Origin of the sequence: Vibrio sp. L3-7 (assembly GCF_963898195.1) — a bacterium.
In the GTDB taxonomy this organism is placed as follows: Bacteria; Pseudomonadota; Gammaproteobacteria; order Enterobacterales; family Vibrionaceae; genus Vibrio; species Vibrio echinoideorum.
Window position 1 is genome coordinate 197,900 of record NZ_CAWQUW010000004.1, and the last position, 21,597, is coordinate 219,496.

Below are 21,597 nucleotides of genomic sequence, written 5' to 3' on the forward strand. Positions count from 1 at the left end.
GATAAAAACGCCGTGAAAAAACCATGAATTTATAAAACATAAAAGCCAGTAAAAATAAAAACATCAAAAAACATCAAAAACTCATAAAAAGGACAGCTCCTATTTTTATCTTTGTTTATTAATGATTTAGCTTAATTATACCGTTACGTTAATTTCGTCAATTGCTACACAAAACTGCTCGTCAACTTTGACGAGTGTTCCTGTTGCAATCAGCTCATTGCCACTTTTAAGCATGACTTCAGACTGGATAAAGTCCGCTACGGGTTTAATCTGACCTTTATGTAACTGATTAAGTTCATCCAGAGTCATCGTGGTGTGTCCAACCACAACATCAATTGCAACTTTCATTATTTACCCCTGTGTAATCGCCACAATGGCACGGCGCACATCACGTATCTCTTCTTGAGCCGATGATATTTCCGTCATAATATTTTTAAACTCCTGCTGCTGTGTATCTAGGTCAACCTGAATCGTGTCACAGTACGCTGTCATCGTAGCATTGTATTCTTGTAAGGTTCCATAGGAGACCTTCATACCTTTTGTCGCACTGAGCTCCTTGCCTGTAATTGCAGCGATTCCTTGCCCGTCATTTAGATCCTTCTTGATAAGCCTATCAATTTCATCCAGAGCATAAACATCTGGATTTGATGATATTTTTACATTTTTTAGACCCGTCGTATCATTATTTGAAGGATCGGTATTAGGGAGCGTTTCTGCCATGATTAATCCCCATAAGCGGTTAATTTCAGCAATAGCACTCGATTGGGTCTCTATTGTTTGAGCTATCTTATCCGCTTTAGCAGTTTGATCCTCAATGTACTTAGATAACAATTGATCAATTAGGTCTAGTGGATCGGAAAACCCAGGAGTAAATAGATATTGTGACGAACTTGTATCCCGACTTGCGTTGACTACTCGCTGAACCACTGGGCTATTTTCAACGATGGCTTTTGCTTGTTCCGTGCCCAAGTCTTGCACGCTAGGTACTCGCATCATTCCAAGGTGAATTTCTGACATACTATTTTCCTACTATGGTTGAATTAGGTACACACGAGTTTTATGAGTATTTTTGAATACGACTTTGTCTCGCGTTATCGATTGAATGACCCCGAGGCTTGGGACAGTGCTGCCTTCCCAATAACGCCCTTGTTGGTCGTAAATATAGCCACCAGAAGTGGTTGAGTAAAAAATTGAGTACGGGAATTCTCTACTAGAAATGACCTCGGTTTGGTCAAGTTTCGTTTTTAGGTTCACCGTCAATGAGCCTAGCCCCGCACTCTTCAATAACTGCTCCGCTTTAGCCCGATCTGACACAAACCAATTATCCCCCCGCTTAGAAAACGTTAACCCATACTCACCAAACAGAAGCATTATCCGATTCTCTTCTTCATAGGTATTAACCTGAACTTCATCTCTGCTAGCTTTAGATACCAACTGACTCTCAAGCGATTTTCCTGTAAGAGAAGAAACTAGCTCGATATCGAGTTGTGTTAATCGAAGGTATTGGTTTGATTCGACCAATCTAAGGTTATCCTGCCAGTAATCAGGAAGAGCCTGTAACGCAGCTTCATCAAAAACGTTTAACTTGCCGTCTTTAATAAAACCAGATCCCAACATATTTAAGTATCCTGCAATCAACGTCTGCTGCTGATTATAAAAAAAAGCCAATACTGTAGCCGCCAGTGCAACATTAAGGACCAAAGTCAAAGCCACTACGGGTTGATACTGCCTAAAACCAAAACGACGTAACTTGGGGTTCCTCTCACCTTCTTGATATAAGAAAAAACTCAATCCTTTAAAGCTGTAGACTCTATTAGCCACCAGTTTTTTAAGCTTATCGCCGCGACGAAAACCTTTCACGAACCATGCTTGATCTTCTATTTTAAAAACTAATTCCGTATCACTAGGAAGATATTCCGGCACCGAAAGTTGATTATCTCGCCTGACCTCTTTGTTGCCCATGAGAGAGAATGTTGTTTGCAATGGCAGCGATACACCGTGGAGGTGGCCGTCTACAAATTCAATCAACCACATGTAGTTTTATCTCTTCATCCAATATTGTGGTTTGAACAACAAACTCATTTAACAGACGGAGTAGTTCCTGAGGATGTTCCGGCAACGTAATATGGCGCATAAAATCAAAGTCTTGCTCTGTGATACAGGCGATGTAGCCGTCCGCCGTAAGGCGAAAATCGGCATTGAGCTTGAGCGACAGGTTAGCGGACAATGACTGCTGATTGAGTTTTGTCACCAGCACAATTTGCCCATGTAAACCAAGCCTAGCGCCATTTTCAACTCTTATCTGCCGCTCTTTATATTGACAAATTAAAGCATCGCCTCCTTCAAGGTGAAGGCTACCTCCGTGATTCAAGTGAACAAATTCATTGATCAATAAAAAAAACTTTCTATTTTTCATGTTTTTTTAACTTTACCTCTATCATGAAACGTCTTTGATCGACTCGCTGCTGCGCCGTATCTAGACCATTTTCAACACTACCTCTGATATGCACGGGGACATACCTCAATCCTTCTTCTATTAAAAATTCACGAGTCACTTTCGCTCGTTGGTCCGCCAGCGTTCGATTAGTCGAATAAGTGCCAGATGAATCAGCTACTCCATAAATAGTCACGCTTTGTACTGGCCACTTTTGTATTTCCGTTAACACAGCAATCAAAGAATTACGCGCTTTTCTGGTCAGACTAAACTCATTGACGGGAAACAAGTTTTCAAACTTAAGTAACAAACTTGAATGATTGAGTTCACTTTTGGAAATACCATAGACTGTTCGCCATTGCTCACCATCAAAGGCCTGGCTTCTTTCTGGTTCAACTAGGTTATTGACCGCCAGATAATTTTCATTACAACTTTTCACTTCCGTCAGACCATAAGTATTTAGGTTAGCAATATAGAATCGATTTGCCTCTGTCGGTTGCGCGACCTCAACACAGGCTCGATGGTGCGGCGAACCCTCTGCGTATTCAGGGGCCCGTCGAACCCAAAATCGCATATTATCGGCATCGGCAACATTAGCGATTACCAAATTGTACACATCGGGTTTCCAATCATAATCGAGTAGTAAATTGTCGTCTCGAACCTGGTTACTGCACGCACTTAGCATGACCATCCCGACCAACGGGAGGCTGATTTTATTTAGATTGTTCATTTTTTTGATGCTTTTTAAGGGCAGATAGGATCATGGCCACGTCACGATAGAATTCTTTAGGAATAAAATCTTCACCGTGCTTCATCTTGCGATAGAAGGCTCGTGCCAAAGGTTTGTGTTCAATAATCGGCACGTTCATCATCTTTAAACGCTTTTTTTCTTCCTGGGCGAGTAAGTCCGTACTGATTTTTAAGACCACAGGAGCTTTATCAATATGTGGTTCAAAACAGACAGGAACCAAAATATGAGTCGGGTTTGCCAAGGCAAATGTCGGAGTTCTGCCTTTGGTAATAGGGGCCTCCATTACCTCTCGCATCTTTCTTTTTCGTTCCGATTTTATTTCTGGTGATCCTTCCGTTTCTTTCATTTCATTCTTCATTTCAGTGAATGTCATACGGTTTTTTCGTTCAAAGTGATAACGCTCAACTAAGAAATCGACACAGCCAACACTCACCCCATAAACAAAAAATAACAGTGATACCACCAATAGACAGAACACCAAGTTATAAAGAAAGAAACTGCGATTGTTGATCTCTTTGAGTGTATTAAGTTCGTCACCTGCAATATCAAAAACATACTTGAGCAAAAACAGAAGAAAAAGCAGCTCTAAGACCTTACGCAATGAGCGTGACATTGCCTCAATACCAAAAATATTCTTGAACCCAGTGACCGGATGAAGCTTTTCAATTTTTAACCCCAAGGATTCGGTATTGATAACATTTTTATTAATAACAACCCAATCAATGACCGCCATAATCATTTTTACCAGAACTAACCCGCCAATCACTGCACTAATCAATGAAAGCATCAACTTAAAACCAACTTGAACGTCGGAGTAAAGCATTTCTTCCATCCAACGGTCTGCGTTTTCGAAGAGTAAAAAAATGACACCAATTAGGACAACAGCAAACACAATCAACTCTAAAGTCGGCTCCGCCAGTTCAGTTTTGGGAAATTGCCCTTTCTTTTTCAGATCACGTAATTTCTTTTCCGTAGGCGGATATTTTTTAGGTTCAGTGGATTCCATTTAAGTCCCTTAACTTGCAATCTTAAGTGGCTCAGACGTCGCAACATAAGAAGAGTCGGCAATATCGCCATGGCTACACACCACAACTGTTGACATTACCTGCTGGAAAAAGGATTTCACCGGATTGACCTCGCTATCGTTAACTACCAAAACAGGCTTACATCCGTACTGTGTCGTTAAACGCACCACTTCTTTACGCAAGCTTTGTTGAATATCAATCAATCGATCTACATCTTCCGTCTCACCCATAACAAATGACTCAATCAATTCCGTTAATGGGGGATCAAGTAGAGCAACATGCAGCTTGTCTTGGTTATGAAGTAAGCGTGATGTAATCTCATAACGCGCTTGGCTACGAATGCGGATCAACCAGTTTTTAGGCTCGCTTTCAATACGAGACCAGTAGATCAGCGCCTCAAAAAAGCTAATCCTATCCAAATAAAATTCAGATGAACGGATCATCTCTTTCAAAACATCATGAACACGATTCAAACCAATCGCTGAGTCGATTTCGTTTTTCATCACTTCACTCTGCGTCGCCAACCCATCTATGATATTGCTGGTATATTGGAGGTTATATTTTTCCACTAAGCGTTTTCGTAGAAAGTAATCAACGATTGTCGAAACATTTGATACAACATCTTGATGGCGGACAAAAACATCATCCTCCATCACTTCAATTACAGGCTGCGAAGCGTCATGACTAAAACGGAAAATACATATACCGGAGACATATACTTCAATATCATTATCGAGCTGGGCATTGACAGTTACTGCAGGCGCCCCCAAAGACTGCCCCCACAAAACTTGCTCAATATCTTCGACTCTACGCTGAATAACAAGCTGATGGTTACCTTCGCGAATAACAAATTTCAGCGACTGAAACACACCAGAACCTAACGGCTCAAATACCGCTATGGCTGTAGGCTGGGCTTGCTTACGCCACAATAAAAAAGCCAATAACGTGCACATCAGCGCGAGAGGTGCACAGACATACAACAAGTTGCTATTAGATAGGCCAAGCGCAAAGATGACGAATCCGATGATCAAGAGGCTTTTCCAAAACACGCCAATCTGCGTCATTAACTGTTCAATAAAAGGACTTGATTCTTCTCCAGCACCTTTAATTCGGGTTAAGTAAACCCCACATGCCATCGAGAGCAACAAGCTCGGGATCTGAGAGACAAGACCGTCGCCAATCGTTAGAACCGAAAACCGACTCACACTCTCTGAAAGCGATAAGTCAAATTGATTGATGCCGACATAAATACCGCCAAACAGGTTAACTAGACTGATTAAAATCCCAGCGATAGAGTCCCCTTTAACAAACTTCATAGCCCCATCAAGCGAACCAAATAGTTTATTTTCAGTACTAAGATCTGAACGTAATTTTTGCGCCTGCTCACCAGTAATGAGGCCACTTTTCAAGTCACCATCAATCGTCATCTGTCTACCGGGTAGTGCGTCAAGAGAAAATCGCGCACCGACTTCGGCAACCCGCTCTCCGCCTTTGGTAACCACTAAAAACTGAACAATGGTGATAATGACAAAAATAAGTAGGCCAGAAATCAAATTGCCGCCCATTACAAACTCGCCGACAGTTTCAATTACATCGCCAACATCCTCGTTTGCAATAATATTTCGGGTAGTTGCAATAGAAAGCAATAAGCGAAAGGTAGTCAGTAGTAGCACCACTGTAGGCAAAAAAGTGACGTTCAGAGGGTCATCATTTTCTAACATGATCACCAAGAGCAAAGCGGAACTGATAAAGCTGACTAGAATAAATGCATCGATAATACCGCCAGGTAAAGTCACCAAAATAATGGTAGGCAATAGCAAAGCAATAATGACACTGCTCGGGTTGAACAGTAACGACCTACCTTTGAACCGAGTTATCATAATTGGTCCAAACCCGCTCTCAACTCATTAATGAGGCTAACAGTGTTAATACTAATAATACTGTCTTCATTCTCGATAGTTAAAACCACGCCATCTTCTTGGGTGATTTTTTTTACCGACAAGTTTCTCGCTTCATCATCAATTTCAGCGTGCAGCAACTCAACCAGGTGACCAATCAGATGGTCACTTTGATTCAATTTGGTTAGACGTGAATTGACCGAGGTAGCAATCGATCTTTTGAGTTCTTGCTTGACTTGATTGAAGTTGTTTTGTTGATCATTGAGCAATTCCGCCAGTTGATGTTGGGCATGTTCAAACCACTCACTCTGCTGACGCAGCCAACTTTCTATGACCTTATCGTAAGCTTTCTCCACGTATTCATTGAGTGCCTGCTCTTTGTCTTCAATCATCCGCAATACTTGTTTCTCAAGAATCTTTTGATGCTCTTGCGTTTGCTCTTCTATCGCCATCAACAACGCCTGAGCTTCGTGAAAAAGGCGTACCTCAGACTTTTTAATTACATTAGAGCTACGCCTGCGCTTAAGTGTGATTTGTGGAATCACTCGCTGTTCTGGTTCAATTTCAATGTACAAGGGAACACCTCTGTTCAATACTTCGGCGTACCTTAACCAATCAAGCTCACTGAGCTCAAAAGAAAAAAAAAGACTAAACCTGAACTTAGTCTTTTAATACAAACCTCTGCTTTTGACAGATTTATTCACTACGCGACATAAGCGATATTCTGTTTATCTAAAGGCCGTTCAGCTTTCCCATTTATAATATTAAACTCTGAGAGCTGCTTTACTGATACCCCCTCTTGAAGCTTATGAAAAGACTCTCGTCGACTTTCATCAAGGTCCTTCACATTGGCAAAAATACCTTGCGTATAGTTTTGCGCAACACCACTAATGGCTGACCCAGCACTAAGGATCACTGGTCTTTGTTGAGTATTTGAATTGCTCGCTTGAACATTAACCCAACGAGCTTTACCACCTTGAACCTCAAACTTCCGACCACCCGATAAAATATGTTCTGATAGAAAAGCTGTCTCTTTCTTTTCAGGGATATCTTCTTTCGAGCTCACTTTAGATGAAATCAAAGAACCTTTAGAATCGCTACGAGATATCAACTCAGCCACCTTGACCTCATTAGTGGTCTGCTGTAATTCGATAAAACCGTCGTCGCTCAAAGGCTCCGAGGTATCGTTTCGAGATATCGACTCAGCTACCTTGAATTCATTAGTGGTCGGCTGTAATTCGATAGAATCATCATCGCTCAAAGGCTCCGAGGTATCGTTTCGAGATATCAACTCAGCCACCTTGACTTCATTAGTGGTCGACTGTAATTCGATAAAGTCGTCATCACTCAAAGGCGGAGAGGTATCGTTGCGAGATATCAACTCAGCCGCCTTGACTTCATTAGTAGTCGACTGTAATTCGATAAAGTCGTCATCACTCAAAGGCTCCGAGGTATCGTTGCGAGATATCAACTCAGCCACCTTGACTTCATTAGTAGTCGACTGTAATTCAATAGAATCGTCATCGCTCAAAGGCTCCGTAGAGCCTTGATTTGACGAAAGTGACACAGAAGGAGCGTTATGTAATCGCTCACTACTGTTGATACTCGAACCCGCATCGGCTTCGTAGTTCTTACCTCTAATGGGACCTTCAGTGGTTTGCACAGGAGTAAACTGATTCGTTTGTTTCCAACCGCTATTATCTTCACCTTTAACCCAGCCTAAAGAACCGGTTGTCGCAGAACTATCTAAGCCAGTTAAGATCCTATCCGATGTAACAAGACTTTCTTCCTTATATAAATGATGCTTTTCTGTTTCTGGCAGCTTGCCAAGCGCTGGTTCATTTTCAGGTTTTTCTGAACTATGTTGCTCACTCAAACCTGAATTTCCAAAACCTACCGAATGTGTCTCTTCCATCGGTCGAGATGAAATTGTAGAAAGCTGAGCGTCGTTACGATATTTCAGCTCAGCCGTCCTAACCTTTTCAGTTGTAAACTTTAATGCTGTAGAGTCGTCATCATCCAAAGGATCCTGATTACCTTGATTTGACGAAAGTGACACAGGAGGAGCATTATGCGTACGCTCACCACTGCTGAGGTTCAGGCCTGCATCGGCTTCGTAATTCTTGCCTCTAATCGGGCCTTCAGTGGTTTGTACAGGGGTAAACTGATTCGTCTGTATCCAACTATCATTTTTCCCGTTTTTAACCCAACCTAGAAAACCGGTCGGAGGTGAAGAAGGTGTCCCAACCTGCTGTTGGTGAATATGCTGTTGATGAGTCGCTACCTTAGTAGGAATAATAAGGTGCGGGTCTGCACGTAAATAAGCGTTCATCCCATCACTGAATGTACAATGAAACAGTTGACTATTAGCGGAAGGGTCAACCAAAATTTGTTTCACGGTTTCATCTAGGGGCCCGGTCTGTTCAATGCTCGGTGATGGTACTTGGGTTATGTTAGTAACGAAAACAGACCGGTCTTGCTCTTGAACTAAAGTTTCTGAAGCTTGTTCCGAGGTTTGCGTCGCTGCATTTTTCGACGTGTGATCTGCGTTGGGCGTGGGTTGATAATCCGCACCCGGGTAGAGATAGATGTTACCATTGATGGTGATGTTATCTCCGGAGGAGATCACTGGAGCAAAGGTGAAATTATCACTATTAACTTTATTATAGTAGCTGCGGTCGGCCTCTCCCTCACCTTTACCGTCATCTTGCTCTGGTTGTGATGCGGGTTCTGGCCTTAAAGGATCGCTGTTAGCTGTCGGATGAGGCGACGTGTTCTCCTGCGGCAACTCTTCTTCAGGCTTTTTATTCTCCTTTTTATCTCCAGTGACAAATTGGCTGCCACCATACATGGTCACACACATAGCATTAATGTAAACCGCAGCAAACACCAAACCAATAGGCCCAGCTAACACCCCCATTGCAATGCCTCCTGTCACACAGGCACCAAGGTGAGCTTTCGCTTTAGTCTTATCATGATATCGATTGGATTTCCTCTCGACCTTTTTTTTATTGTTGCTACTTTTTTTACAGGATATTTTTTGCTCAGCTTCGCTTTCCTCAGCTTCTGAACTATCAGAAGCAAACGCTGACGTTGCGACCATTAGTCGGTCTGGACTTTCATCACTAGGCACAGTCGTCTGTCGAGGGCTAACTGACGCTATCAAAGACCTATCTCCTCTTAAACTATCAGGCCGACTTTCATCGGTATTGGAGGAGGGCTCGACAACAAGACGGCCAACAGAGGAAGTGGGGGATAACATATTAGAACCTCATTATTTCTAACAATTGAAGAGTCAAACGACGAAGATCATCTTCGCGGACACTAAACTCAGGACAAGTAAACGCTAAGTAACCGTCAACCCGTATCAAGTAACCACCTAGTACCGATTCAAACTGGTTCAGCAGTTCAATCACCTGTTCCGTATTGCAAACATGAACGAGCTGAAAAAACGGCAGAATGGGATAAATAAGATAGTCGGGATACTCACTAAATACCGTCCGTTCACTTTGCTCGAGATTGAGCAAAAATTGCTCGATTGGATTTAACGTGAATTGCATTTATTTGGGGTACACCAGAACCACATCTTCAGAAGACAACGTGGTTAATTCATCACAGCTTAAGTATGTTTCAAATGGAGCCCAGCTAACCGATAACTTAAGATCTGCGGGTAAACGTTGTGGTTTAGGCTGTAAATATTCAGTGTCAAGATCGAGCAATTCGGCAACCAAATACATGGTTGTGCTGATACGACTACACTTAAAGATACAGGTCATAAGAGAGGGGAGAGCAACCTGATTTTCTTTATCAATGAAGCGTACATATTGCACTCCCTCTTTGGCAAGATTCATTGACATAAGATATTCAAGATATTCTTTTTCAAGGTGTTTTACTTCTAGCCCAAGCAAACGCTCAATGTCTTTGACTCTCACATACCCTGTGCCTTCGATACCTAAATGAGTTAGGGTTATTTCGACTAACTCATCAACAAATTTCGGGGTTAATACCAGTTGACCAAAATCAAGATGAATGGCTTGGTTGTCAAAACAATGCCCTGCGACCGCATTAATCTGCGCCGCCACAGTACTGCTAAGTTGGCGGTAAGGCTTTAAAGATATGATGTCATGATTCATAGGTTTTACCGATTTCGAGAAAGTAGGGCTAATACATCGCGGCTCATCAAATAATCCTTTTCATCCACCCAATCTCTAATTCCTTGAGGTGTTTGGCACACAAAATCATACAATAATTGATAAGTATCTTTAGATGTCATAGTGCTAAAGTCGTGCTCCTGTACTAGTCGTAAAATAAAAGTGATATTGTGGAATTCATTTTCCAGTACTCCGTCAACAACAATGGCTTTGACCGTCGGCTCTGAGTAGTGACGTAAACGTTCAAACCACTCAATCACCGCCTTTTTATCAAGATAGATATCGGTATCAGACAGCCGATTCCAACTCAGTCGTTGTGACTTGTTTTTGATCATTTCATAAGGATCCAATCCGCTATTTTGGATGTCGCAATGGGCAATTCTAGAAGGACTGGTCATCGTTAAGATCTCCGTTAGAATCATTCAAATTTTGTGGCTTTTGTTGGTACCGACGCTCACGATCGTCATACTTTCGACAGAGTACTAACATTGAAAGTAACCCTTCCAGATAATGCTCATAAGCTACCAACTGTTGCAGTACTTCACTGTCTGCGTCCATTCCCTCGGCCAACGCACCTAATGACTCCAGATACTGAGTCATTTTTTTGCGAATAGAGGAAGGATAAAGATGCTGACATTGATTGGCAGCCTGTAAAATAAATAGCTGCGCCTCGTTAAGCGATTGTTTTTCGGGTAAGCCTTGCGTGAACCCATGCCAATCTCTTAAGGCTTTAAGTTGATAGCTGTTCAGCATTTTTGAAAATTGCCGCAGCTGCTGAGGTGTCATCGGCTTACGTCTAATACGAAAAAGGCGATGCTGTTTTTTTGCCCGTTTATCAGCTTGCTTAACATCTCGGACACGCTTTGTCTGACTCTCTTCCCGAGTTTGTTTTGTCGGAGTGATGTCAGAAACACGCTCAGCTTTTTGTGGCATCGAAAACGAGACACTTCGCATAGGCTAAAAAGAGCGGGCGAGCCCGCTCTTGCTCCTTATCGGTTTGTTACCAGACTCGCTCTGGCCACGGAATCAAGTATTTCATTCAATTTGACCGCCTCTTGAGTTAAGTCTTGAATGTATTGATCCAGTTGACCATCGAACTTCTCTTTCAGATCTTTAGTGGCTTGGCTCTCTTCTTGAGTTCTCACTTGTGCAGCATTCTGCATCTCATTGACATTGCCTACCATGCTACCGCCCATCTCACTCATTTGAGATACCGCACGATACTTACCAGTACGCCCCTCTTGTAAACGAGCACTAAAATCATTAACGGTATTCGAATCTAATGATTTCACTGAAGTCGACTTGCCATTGGTCATATCAACAACATGTTTATCTTGAAGGGTTTTAGTTTGCCCCATTCGCACAGTTGCTGCCGTGGATAGTGCCATCGTTGCAACTGAGGCAACCAGTGTAATACCAAACTTACGCTGTGCATCTCCACACTTATCTCCGGCAATTTTCACAGCTAGATCACTAGTCGCGACAGCTTCAGTAATACGATTTTGCATCACCTGAGCACGTAAGCGCTGAGACGATTCAATAATCTCGGCTAGCAAAGCCAAAAGGTCGCTCATCGAAACAGTGCCTGAATTGGCTTTATCTAATGAACTAGAGAAGCTATTCCACTCTTTCTCATTGATCTCTGGGCTGTATGTTGTGTTCTTACCTTCCTTCAATGTGAAATCCGAAGGCATTGTATTCATCATTACAGTTGTCATATTATTTCTCCGGATTACATAGTGATCGAAATCATCTTGTCATTAAATTCACGATGATCACTATTGGTTTTGTAAAGAGACTCAAACGCATGAGTCACGGTGCGCATCGCCTGGGAAAGCATGGTTAATATTTGCTGAATGCGAGTTTCTAGCTCTTCTTGTTTAGCTTGAGCAACCTCTAAATCTTTCGAGATATCAGCAGATTTCACACCATAACCGGTACTAACGACAGAAGTCGCATTCGAACTTACTTCCACCACTTGGTTGACCCGTGTAGCTCGAAGTGAAGCTTTCTCACTATTGGTCATCAAGTCTTTAAGTGATTCGACCACATCATCCAACATCTGTTTGGCTTTATTGAGAAGTTGACTTGGTCGCATAGCCTTTATGGTGTTGAGCATGTCAGACATTTTGTCAGTAATTTCGGATAACTTATTTAACATATTGGCTGGGTTAAGGTTTTTCACACTAGCAGCAAAGTCGTCCATTACCGACGAAACTTTATCGACCGCTTTGGTTAGACTAGCTAACTGCTCTTTCAGCGCCGTACCCACCGATTTAACAGCATCAGATGCCGTGTCTAGTGCTTTAATAAAACTCGCTTTCAATTGGTTAAGAGCTTCAAGTGCTTGATTCATGACTTTTGTCACCGTATCAGCCGCTTTTTGCAGAGCTTGCTTGGTCGTATTAACCAATGTCGTTTTAAATGCTTTGAGTGCATCGACTGCGGTATCTAATAACTTAGTCGCTTTAGTCGCACCGTTTGCGGCAGATTTCCCCAGTAGAGCAGCCAATTTAGCTGGGTTTATATTGGCTAAAATACTACGTAGGCTCATCATTGCATCAACAGCACGGTCAACCACACTGGCAGCTTTTGCTGCCGCAGTTGCCGCTGTTTTGGCTATGTTTTTCACCAACTGAGCAGGGTTAAAGCTAAGCAGCATACCGACAAGACCAATGCCGATCTCCAACCCCATTTTAACTTTTTCCCGAGTTTCCTCAGGAACACCTGCCGCTTTCATTATTTCATCTGCGATCTTAGGAATAACAATCGCCGCAACCATGGTTCCAATCATAATTGCCGACATCACTGGGTTAAACGGTGCAATCACAATCGCAGCGATAAAACCAAGCGCCATACCCAACTTGCCCCAAAAGCTTTGTTTCTTGTCTGCTTTTTTCTGTTCTTCGATTTGGCTTTCACGATCTTTCAGTTGGCTAATCTGAGACTCTTTCTGCACTTCAATCAGTGATTTCTTTGCTTCTGAGTTTTCTTTGCCTGTACCTGAAACGGCATTCGCGACTTCTTTCATCTGTGCTTCAACCAAACGCCACAAAGCGCTAAGTGAAACAGAACTACCAGGAAGTGGCTGGTTCGGCGAGGCCGACTCCACAGCAGAGCTTTGAGCAGACGTGCTCTGCTCACTCTCGCTTTGATCCTCTACAGCACTGACATAGGCCGGAGCTGAGATGGTATTCATGAATGTACTCATGTATTTTCCCTTCATGTATTAGGCCGGGAATAAGCATCCCTCAGGCTTGCTCTACTCTCGATGGACGAGCGACATGTCCCCAGCAATATCATGTCCTTTTATGCTGTTCTTTAGCTGGCGTTGTAAGACAATCAAATATTGCGTGCAATCGCCATTTGTTCATCACGGCATATTGAAAGCCAGTATTTGAGAGTTTGCTGAAGCATTTTGACCTGGTCGCCGATACGATTGATTTCCTCGATTTCTTCGTCGGTTAATTCTCGAGGTGGAAACTGAGTATAAAGCGCAACTAAGTCGCTGTTATCAATGCCATTTCCCATCCAATCAATTTGGTCGCCATAGGTGTACCCATCCTGGACCTGCCAGGTCGAATTAGCACATAAATATGTGAGCGCTGTATAAGGTTGCCCAAGTTGATCAAGACCAAACGTCCTTGCGATATAAGCATCAATATCATCGAGAGAGCCTGTTAAAATGAGTTCCACTTCTTCTTGCGTCATTTGCGGATTATTTTGCAGCACTTCACTGAGAACAAATAAGCGTAACATCGGGCTCAGGTCGTCGGATGTACCATTAGCCCACCAACCATAATCATCGTAGTAGTTATCATTGATTTGTTTATAAAGGGCATCTGAACCTCCAGCCCCCTCCAAATCAGTCATTACCTGGTCCAGCAGTGAGCCTTCGGGCATCGTCGCGTTATCCATGATCCCTTTATAAAGTTTCTTGGTCACCGCTGCTAATTTTTCAGGAGTATCGTAATTGGACTCATGCAGACCATGGCTACCACTGCCAGTGCTCTCCAAAATATGGCTAATATCAGTCTTGTTTGCGGCATACCAACTTTCTAACCCATACTGTTCTGGGTGAATCATGATATCCATAAGGGCAATCTGAAAAAGGTCTTCCATCTCTTCAGGTTGAATTCCACCTTCTTCTAAGTCTGCTAGCATCAACCAAAGCGCTGACTCAAACATGTCAACGCCACCATTAGTCCAACCTTGGATCAATTCCAGTTGCTTACCATACGCCTCTATACTCTGTGCAAGCGCAATAGCAATCGCCTGTTCAGGATTACCACTGACCATGGTAACAACCACTTGCTTTTGTTGAGCAGCGATCATCGCTAATGTTTCAGCGCTGGCTGGCTGCATATCGGACTCCAAGATAGTGGTGTCGGTTTGGTTCAACTTCGCTTGCGCGTTATCAATCGCCGCAAGTCGAGCTTCAATATCTTGCGTAACTATCGCCTTGTCTGAAGAAGAACTTAGTATCGAAATACCACTTAGGTTACTAACATTCATCGTATTACCTATATATTGCGCGCAATCGCCATTTGTTCATCACGGCATATTGAAAGCCAGTATTTGAGGGTCTGCTGGAGCATTTTGACCTGATCACCGATTCTGTTGATCTCTTCAACGTCTTCATCGGTTAATTCTCTTGGAGGAAAGTCGTTGTACATATGCTCAAAATATTCTGAACCTAGACCTCGCCCTTCCCAGTCGATAACCTGGTGTCCATTTTGTGTCACTTCTCTCCAGCCATCATGGGCAGGGTCATTCTGGTAACCGTCATTATCGAAAATATAATCAATCGCCGACGCATAACTAGTATTGGTTTGAATAAACACATCCAATGTACCGATAGGAGCTGTAAGAAACATTTCAATCGTCGATTGTTCCACCTTTGGATTGGTCGTGAGATAGCCAGCCATAAGAGCCATTCGTAACATCGGAGAGAGCCCTGCACTGCTTGGATATCCAGAATCACAAACAAACCCACCAGTATTGTTGAAGTTGTTTCTGTACTGGCTTTGTAAAGCAGAGACCCCACCACAGTTGTCATTCACGTAAATCAAAATATCGTGACAGAGGCTGTCTTGTGGCGCGTTGTTCATCATATAGTTGAAAACATTCTGACAATTATTGGCAAACGCGGCACCATCCCAGCTTTCATGATAGCCATGAGAACCTGATCCAGTACTTTCTAAGAAATGCCTCATCTGCTCGTCCATTGCAGGGCCATAACCGTGGGACATGAAGTCCATGATCGCGAGCTGGAATAAATCTTCTAAGGCATAACCAGATGTTTCACCGCTTGTTTTTATACCGTCAAACATCACTGCCATCGCACTCTCAAACATAGCCAGTCCTCCATTGGTCCAGCCTTGTATAACCGACAATTGCTTGCCGTATTTCTCAATACTCTGTGCCAATGCCATTGCAATTGCCTGTTCAGGGTTACCACCAACCATAGCCATGACCACTTGCTTTTGTTGAGCAGCGATCATGGCTAATGTTTCAGCGCTGGCAGGCTGTTTTACCAAGGTCGCGATACTGACATCGGCTTTATTAAGCTCAGCCTCCGCTTTATTGATTAATTCTATCTGAGCGACGGATTGTGCCAATGTCTCTGGAGAGAGTTCATCGTCAATGTGGTCTAAATTAGAGAGACTATTGGTGGTGCTTGTAATCACTGTCCATTCCTCGGCATAATTAGCAATTAAGACAAATAGGGTTTTAACTGTTTCTGTAAATACTCGAAACGCTGTGAATAAAATTCGTTAAGGTTATCTGATTTAACGATAATCAGAGTTGCAGCCGACTGAATATATTCTTTCAACTTGTAATGACAGAGAGAAATATTAAGGATGGTTTCGTCCAAATCATTAGTTGGGTATGTTTTCAAGACACTTAATACATCCAAAGCTTTTTTGAACTGCCCTTTTTCTAAATAAATAGCAGCTAAACAACCGGGCCCACGATGGTCATACGGATTTAATGCGCAGTAGGCAGAAAATATTATTTCCGCTTCTTTAAACTGGAACTTATTATAAAACTCAACACCCAATTCAAAGACAGACTTTAATTGAGTTGTTGTGATTTTCTTTGATTTTCGCAATTTGGCCAACTCATGCTCAACCATTTTCCCGTCGAGCAATGAAAAGAATTCATCTCCCGCTTTTCCAAATTCAATCTTTTTATTTTTCACTTTTTTTCAATCCTGCTTGAATACATCAATCTACTTCCGGTTTATCAAATAATGGGGCCAAGACTTGATTAACAACATCACATAGCCGATAGGTGCTCGTGATAGTTAAGGGTTGTGATGGGAGATCGACTCTTAAACGTATCGACCACACCACAGCCAGGCGGTTATCGTATTGGGCGAGCATCATTAAGCCGAGTTGCTGGTTGCTTAATTCTTGTGGGATATGCTGAATGCCAACGGCATCAGACCAAAGGTACAAATTCTGTCCTAGTAATTTTCGAACTTGTACCAACGACCAACCCTCCCTATTCTGGCGATGCTTTTGGTATTCAATTAGTAACCCAAGAGTCGCCACGACTTTTCTAACCTCGCCAAGATTACTTGATAGACATCGCTGACTATCCTTGTCCGTTAAGTTAGTCAAAACAGAAAAAGAGGCTGGACAAAGTAAACGTTGAGTTAGGCAATAATGCAGCAGCTTCTGATGACGCTTTTTATACGTTTTCATTACCCGCCATTTGTACAAAGTAACTTATAGTCAATGTATCTTGCTCAGCCACTAATCCTTTAAGAAATCGTTCGATATTACTTTTCTTATTAGAATCCATTTCTTGTAAACTCATGATTAGCACCGATACTCGTTTGTTTCTCTCTCCGCTCACTACTACACTCGCTCGTAACACATTAGGAATCACGCTCAGTTTGTTATAGATTTCACGGCTTTCAAGTAAATTGCTTTTTACTACCTCTAATTTACTCAAGCTAGCAAACTTTGATTCGAGCAAATCGTTGAGATCTTCACGCTGAAAATAGAAATTAAACTGACTCAGTAATTCTCGCGCCTTAGGTTCGTTAGGCTTGTCCACGTAAACTAGATAACTTTCCTTATTTCTCTCTAATGTTGCTGGTAATTGTTGTTGGCCTAATAAGACAACAACCTTATTGGCAATATCAGCGGATTCAAAACTAGCAATTTGGGCCGAGCCCTGTTCATTACACCCAGTCAGTATGATCAATAACAAACACCACAGTTTTTTCATTACTGTGCCTTCATCACTTCATTAATTGCATTTGCTGACTTAGAAGCAATTTTTGTTACAGTTTCTTGATACATACTGTAGTGAAATACAGACTGTTGCAGAGCGAGCGTATCTTGAACAGTGATAGTTTGACCTCCTGCATTAATGCGGTCGAGATTGTCAAGAATCTCCTGAAAACCCTCTCCGATATTATTAAAAGTATCTTCCATAACGGAAGGCTGAATGTTTTCGATCGTTAAGCCGGGCATATCAACTCCTACGAGCAATAAGTTTAAAAGATAAGATAAATTTGATTTGGATATTAATAACTCTTTAAAAAAACGCTAATGGATTATTTTGAATCATTATGAAAAAAAATAATTTACAATTTACAATCATAAAATTAAGACTAACTACATAAATAACACCAATCACCGATGAATATTTGTGAATTTATCTAAAGACCAATAGCGCTCACCTAGTGACGCCTTCTCTGCCCCTGGGCTAAAAATGCTTTACATGTAGGTATTAAGGATGAATTTGAACCTATATGGCTTAATATATACTCGAAAAACAAGCCTGAATTTAGGTGGTAAAATGTGAAATTCCACATGTAAGCGAAATAAAACGGTTAAGGCTATCGTTCGGACCAAAGGTCAATCGCAACCTATGATCTTTGTTAGTTTTCTATCTATCGATAAGATCTGAGGTTAGAAGTGAGTTAAGGGCTGGTGGTTTCAATCCGAGTCTACTTGTTTTCGAAGGCGACTGGGAATAAAAATTAGATGACGAAATCATTTCAATTTCATCTAAAGGCAAAGGCTTAGAGAAGTAATAACCTTGTAGTTTATTTACACCGCTCCTGATTAAATAGTCGGCTTGCTCTTTTGTTTCGACCCCTTCAGCTACAGTAATTACACCTAAACGATCGCCCAACTCAATGATCATATTTAACACGGCAGGATTGGTAGTTTTCAAACCTACTGTATCAATGAAGCATTTATCGATTTTTAAATAGTCAAATTCTATATTCTGAATCATTGATAAAGATGTATGTCCAGTACCAAAATCGTCAACAGCAAACTTAAGACCATAATCTCTAAGTAGATCGAGAGACGCGACTCCTTCAGGCTCAAGAGCTTGACGCTCTGTAATTTCAGCAATAAGACCAATACCAAGCTTTCTAAACTGTTCTGTGTAATGCTTGAGTTTTTTTACTCTCTCAACACTACCTAAATATGATGGCGGGATATTCACACCAAGAGATAAGATCGACAGTGTATTAGACCGCTGCAATTCTTCCAAGGTTAATTCTAAAACATAGTCAGTAAGGTCATTAATGATTCCTCTTTCTTCAGCCAAAGGGATAAATTCATCTGGTGAGATTATACCTAGTGTTGGGTGCTTCCAACGAATCAAAGCTTCTAGGCTTTCAATATTTCGGCCATATCCATTGACAATGGGTTGATAGACAATAAAAAATTCTTTCTTGTTCAACCCTTCTTTCATATCTAAAACGAAACTCTCTCTTCGATCACTAATTTTCGATATAAATCGAACATATGGCAACATCACCACCAATAAAACAACCGTATATACTAAGCCAACAAATACAATTTCATATACAAAGAACTGTCTCATCTCTAGAAGTAAAGTCATATAGTCTCAATTTAGTGTTATTACAATTATGGTTAAAAATTAACTTATAATTATTAATGATGATTAGGTTTTTATGTCTTCAGAATGTAACCACTCGGACCATGAAGTAACGTTACGTTTTTAAACGCTCTACTCGCTCTTAATCTTCATCGCTGCGTTTATCACTTTTATCACTAAGTGCAAGACTCTCAAAGAGATAAGACTAGATTATTTTTGAAAAAAAATGACCACTTCAACTCTATTAATCAGACAGGAAACTAAAAATAGATCCATCTTATATTTCGTACTTTATGGGATGGATTCTTGTGATGAATATTTCACAAATAATCTCTCGATTTGACCGCTAGTAGAGAAGATATTGAGCGATGTGACTATCAACTATGGTACTAAAACATGCGTTCTAATATTCTGAATCTAACACCACAACCCAATACCCTCGAAAGCTCTAAACAACCGAATAGACAAAGCAATGACTCTCTTAGCGTTAAACAAATAAGCTCCGTGCCTGAGCGAGACGTAATGAAACTCATCAATACAATTACGAGCCTGTACAGCCAAGCTCAGGTCAAAAAGGAGGACATATCAAGATTAACGCTCCAACTGGATAGGCTACTAAATCAACAAGAAGCTTCCTTCGTAAGACAAACAACTGATTCCAATTCATCAGCACAACAACTCACATCTAAAAGCCCAGAATCAACTTCACAATTAAAGATGGACAGTCACAAGGCTCAAGGGACTATGGAGATGCCGAGAACGAATCTACTTAAAGAAATTCAGGCTTTTCGTGGTCGAAATGGATTACAAAAAAAACAAAGCAGCGGTAAGACGGAAATGGCGGTACCGGCTAAAACAGCATCAACATCACAGCATTTAGCAAATACAGTTCCACTAAAAACGGGAAAGAGTTTACCTAGTATTGACAGCTTACAAGACAAACAGCAAACCACCCAAGCTGCACCACCACCGCCCCCCCCTCCGCCGCCGCCAGCTTCGTTTTCCGGTAAAGCGATACCCACTTCTACATCTCCCACAGATTCAAGCAAAATGTTCGAGCAGATTCGACAGTTTGGCGGAACCAAAGGCTTAAAAGCACTTAATCAGGGGGCCAATACAAACCAGCCAGTAAAGAGTAACCCTGAATTATCTCAAGGCCAGAAACTCATCTTCGAAGAGCCAGAGAACGTATTAAGCCAGTATCAAACCTTAACCAATGACGATAAAGACCTAGTAGCAAGATTCATTAGCCAAGCTATCATCCATTCAGTAGATCTAGATGTTCTAGGGCAGCTGAATAATAACATTGGTGATCTGCAAGCAGATCAAGTGACGCAGGCTCACATCGATAAAATGCCAGACTACTGCCAGTCATTTTTCAATGTAATTAAACCTTATACCAAAGATACCGAATCAGCCCCGCTATTCAGCCATTCGATGTTTAAGAAATCGGATGTCATCGCCGGAAACTACCAACCAGTAAACATAGATGAAGAGATGACGAAAGGTGATGAGATGAGCAACGCAAATTCATCCCCTTCGCAATGGTTAACGGTAAGAGAGGGCCTAAGTAAAATGCAGAAACAGCTATCGATTACATCAAGAAAGCGTTATGACAATGGATCTGTTGCATCAACGACCGAAAAAACAAGTGAGGTATTCGCTAAAGCTCAACAAGCTAGTTTAGCTCTGATCAACGATTCAACTCGTACCGACTTATTGAGCAAAGATTATCAGAGCCAAGTCACTGGCTCTTTCAAGAACATCGATACTTTTAGTGGATTTCTAGCTAATCTAGATAAATCAGCGGCCCATAAACTCGAATCAGAGTTTCGCCAAGCAATTCAAAACCCAGAAAAGCTAGAAGAGAACATTACTGACTTTCTTAAACAAAGATTACCTACGGGCTTTAAAGAATTTACCTATCAATCCATCAACGAAGAAAACCAGCGTTTAAAAGCCGAGCTTGCACTGCTAAAAAAGGGGAATCTATAATCACCGTAAATAGCACGATTTAGACTTAAACGGTGCTAAAACTGCTTACTCGAAACCTATTTAAGTGAGCAGTTTGTCTAAAAATAGAACCTTACAATAAAGTAGGACCCCTATTTCTTAGGGATATAGCGAGTTTCAGATGAAAGTGCTATACCTCATCTCGAAGTACCCTACTTATTGACATCTCCATTCCGCACATCTAATTCGCTTAATTTTTTATCATTTGAATATCCGTATATGTAGACGCAAGCTACAAGGCACCATTAGGTTTGTCATTATCAGTTAACCTCGAAAACGATTCTAGTATCATTATTATATTTGGGGATTACGATCTTGGAATAAAGGATTAAGCCAAGATAAATGAATCTTGGGAAAGGCTTTTAGTAAGAATATTAAGTAGAGTTTGAGAACCGGAACCAGCGCTATTTTTAAAGAGGTATTGAAATATCTATATTGAGTAATT

Annotated in this window: 22 protein-coding genes; 1 reads left to right on the forward strand and 21 read right to left on the reverse strand. The window is 41.5% G+C overall.

The window, feature by feature from the left end:
- Positions 1-135 precede the first annotated feature (135 nt).
- From AACW75_RS05245 to AACW75_RS05345, 21 genes are all read right to left on the reverse strand, one after another.
- The gene (locus AACW75_RS05245) at positions 136-348 is read right to left on the reverse strand and encodes a FliM/FliN family flagellar motor switch protein (RefSeq protein ID WP_145569612.1); all 213 of its coding nucleotides are present in this window, start codon (positions 346-348) and stop codon (positions 136-138) included.
- 3 nt (positions 349-351) lie between these two features.
- Positions 352-1,017 (reverse strand): hypothetical protein, encoded by a 666-nt coding sequence (locus AACW75_RS05250; RefSeq protein WP_145569610.1) that lies wholly within the window; start codon positions 1,015-1,017, stop codon positions 352-354.
- Between the two features lie 12 nt (positions 1,018-1,029).
- Positions 1,030-2,034 (reverse strand): hypothetical protein, encoded by a 1,005-nt coding sequence (locus AACW75_RS05255; RefSeq protein ID WP_145569608.1) that lies wholly within the window; start codon positions 2,032-2,034, stop codon positions 1,030-1,032.
- Positions 2,021-2,416: a hypothetical protein gene (locus AACW75_RS05260; RefSeq protein ID WP_145569606.1), complete on the reverse strand. Its 396-nt coding sequence runs from the start codon at positions 2,414-2,416 to the stop codon at positions 2,021-2,023. The genes AACW75_RS05255 and AACW75_RS05260 overlap by 14 nt, the downstream gene beginning before the upstream one ends.
- Positions 2,406-3,164, reverse strand: coding sequence for an OmpA family protein (locus AACW75_RS05265; RefSeq protein ID WP_145569605.1), 759 nt, complete (start codon positions 3,162-3,164; stop codon positions 2,406-2,408). Before AACW75_RS05265 ends, AACW75_RS05260 begins: the two co-directional genes overlap by 11 nt.
- Positions 3,148-4,191 carry an EscU/YscU/HrcU family type III secretion system export apparatus switch protein gene (locus AACW75_RS05270; protein ID WP_145569603.1) on the reverse strand — a complete coding sequence of 348 codons (1,044 nt, stop codon included), beginning with the start codon at positions 4,189-4,191 and terminating at the stop codon, positions 3,148-3,150. Before AACW75_RS05270 ends, AACW75_RS05265 begins: the two co-directional genes overlap by 17 nt.
- 9 nt (positions 4,192-4,200) lie before the next feature.
- On the reverse strand, positions 4,201-6,090 hold the full coding sequence (locus AACW75_RS05275) for an FHIPEP family type III secretion protein (RefSeq protein ID WP_145569601.1): 1,890 nt from the start codon (positions 6,088-6,090) through the stop codon (positions 4,201-4,203).
- On the reverse strand, positions 6,087-6,683 hold the full coding sequence (locus AACW75_RS05280; RefSeq protein ID WP_017107719.1) for a hypothetical protein: 597 nt from the start codon (positions 6,681-6,683) through the stop codon (positions 6,087-6,089). Before AACW75_RS05280 ends, AACW75_RS05275 begins: the two co-directional genes overlap by 4 nt.
- A 128-nt stretch (positions 6,684-6,811) precedes the next feature.
- Positions 6,812-9,211 carry a hypothetical protein gene (locus AACW75_RS05285; RefSeq protein ID WP_145569599.1) on the reverse strand — a complete coding sequence of 800 codons (2,400 nt, stop codon included), beginning with the start codon at positions 9,209-9,211 and terminating at the stop codon, positions 6,812-6,814.
- 457 nt (positions 9,212-9,668) lie between these two features.
- Positions 9,669-10,241 (reverse strand): hypothetical protein, encoded by a 573-nt coding sequence (locus AACW75_RS05290; RefSeq protein WP_145569596.1) that lies wholly within the window; start codon positions 10,239-10,241, stop codon positions 9,669-9,671.
- Positions 10,242-10,246: 5 nt separating this feature from the next.
- The gene (locus tag AACW75_RS05295) at positions 10,247-10,657 is read right to left on the reverse strand and encodes a hypothetical protein (RefSeq protein WP_019820957.1); all 411 of its coding nucleotides are present in this window, start codon (positions 10,655-10,657) and stop codon (positions 10,247-10,249) included.
- Entirely contained in the window at positions 10,641-11,213 is a 573-nt protein-coding gene (locus tag AACW75_RS05300; protein ID WP_237297650.1) for a hypothetical protein, read from the reverse strand. The genes AACW75_RS05295 and AACW75_RS05300 overlap by 17 nt, the downstream gene beginning before the upstream one ends.
- A gap of 35 nt (positions 11,214-11,248) precedes the next feature.
- Positions 11,249-11,977 (reverse strand): type III secretion system protein, encoded by a 729-nt coding sequence (locus AACW75_RS05305; RefSeq protein ID WP_145569594.1) that lies wholly within the window; start codon positions 11,975-11,977, stop codon positions 11,249-11,251.
- A gap of 14 nt (positions 11,978-11,991) precedes the next feature.
- Positions 11,992-13,470: a hypothetical protein gene (locus AACW75_RS05310; RefSeq protein ID WP_186437171.1), complete on the reverse strand. Its 1,479-nt coding sequence runs from the start codon at positions 13,468-13,470 to the stop codon at positions 11,992-11,994.
- A gap of 131 nt (positions 13,471-13,601) precedes the next feature.
- Positions 13,602-14,774 (reverse strand): hypothetical protein, encoded by a 1,173-nt coding sequence (locus AACW75_RS05315; RefSeq protein WP_145569592.1) that lies wholly within the window; start codon positions 14,772-14,774, stop codon positions 13,602-13,604.
- A gap of 8 nt (positions 14,775-14,782) precedes the next feature.
- Positions 14,783-15,949: a hypothetical protein gene (locus tag AACW75_RS05320; RefSeq protein ID WP_145569590.1), complete on the reverse strand. Its 1,167-nt coding sequence runs from the start codon at positions 15,947-15,949 to the stop codon at positions 14,783-14,785.
- Positions 15,950-15,975: 26 nt separating this feature from the next.
- Entirely contained in the window at positions 15,976-16,464 is a 489-nt protein-coding gene (locus AACW75_RS05325; protein ID WP_076667564.1) for a regulator, read from the reverse strand.
- Positions 16,465-16,489: 25 nt separating this feature from the next.
- Positions 16,490-16,972: a hypothetical protein gene (locus AACW75_RS05330; RefSeq protein ID WP_017107241.1), complete on the reverse strand. Its 483-nt coding sequence runs from the start codon at positions 16,970-16,972 to the stop codon at positions 16,490-16,492.
- Positions 16,959-17,504, reverse strand: a complete 546-nt coding sequence (locus tag AACW75_RS05335) for a type III secretion protein (RefSeq protein WP_237297652.1) — start codon at positions 17,502-17,504, stop codon at positions 16,959-16,961. Before AACW75_RS05335 ends, AACW75_RS05330 begins: the two co-directional genes overlap by 14 nt.
- Positions 17,504-17,752, reverse strand: a complete 249-nt coding sequence (locus AACW75_RS05340; protein ID WP_019820965.1) for a hypothetical protein — start codon at positions 17,750-17,752, stop codon at positions 17,504-17,506. The genes AACW75_RS05335 and AACW75_RS05340 overlap by 1 nt, the downstream gene beginning before the upstream one ends.
- A 418-nt stretch (positions 17,753-18,170) precedes the next feature.
- Positions 18,171-19,142 (reverse strand): EAL domain-containing protein, encoded by a 972-nt coding sequence (locus AACW75_RS05345; RefSeq protein WP_145569586.1) that lies wholly within the window; start codon positions 19,140-19,142, stop codon positions 18,171-18,173.
- Positions 19,143-19,535: 393 nt separating this feature from the next.
- Here AACW75_RS05345 and AACW75_RS05350 point away from each other — a divergent pair, with 393 nt between their 5' ends.
- The gene (locus AACW75_RS05350; RefSeq protein WP_237297654.1) at positions 19,536-21,134 is read left to right on the forward strand and encodes a hypothetical protein; all 1,599 of its coding nucleotides are present in this window, start codon (positions 19,536-19,538) and stop codon (positions 21,132-21,134) included.
- The last annotated feature ends 463 nt before the right edge of the window (positions 21,135-21,597 follow it).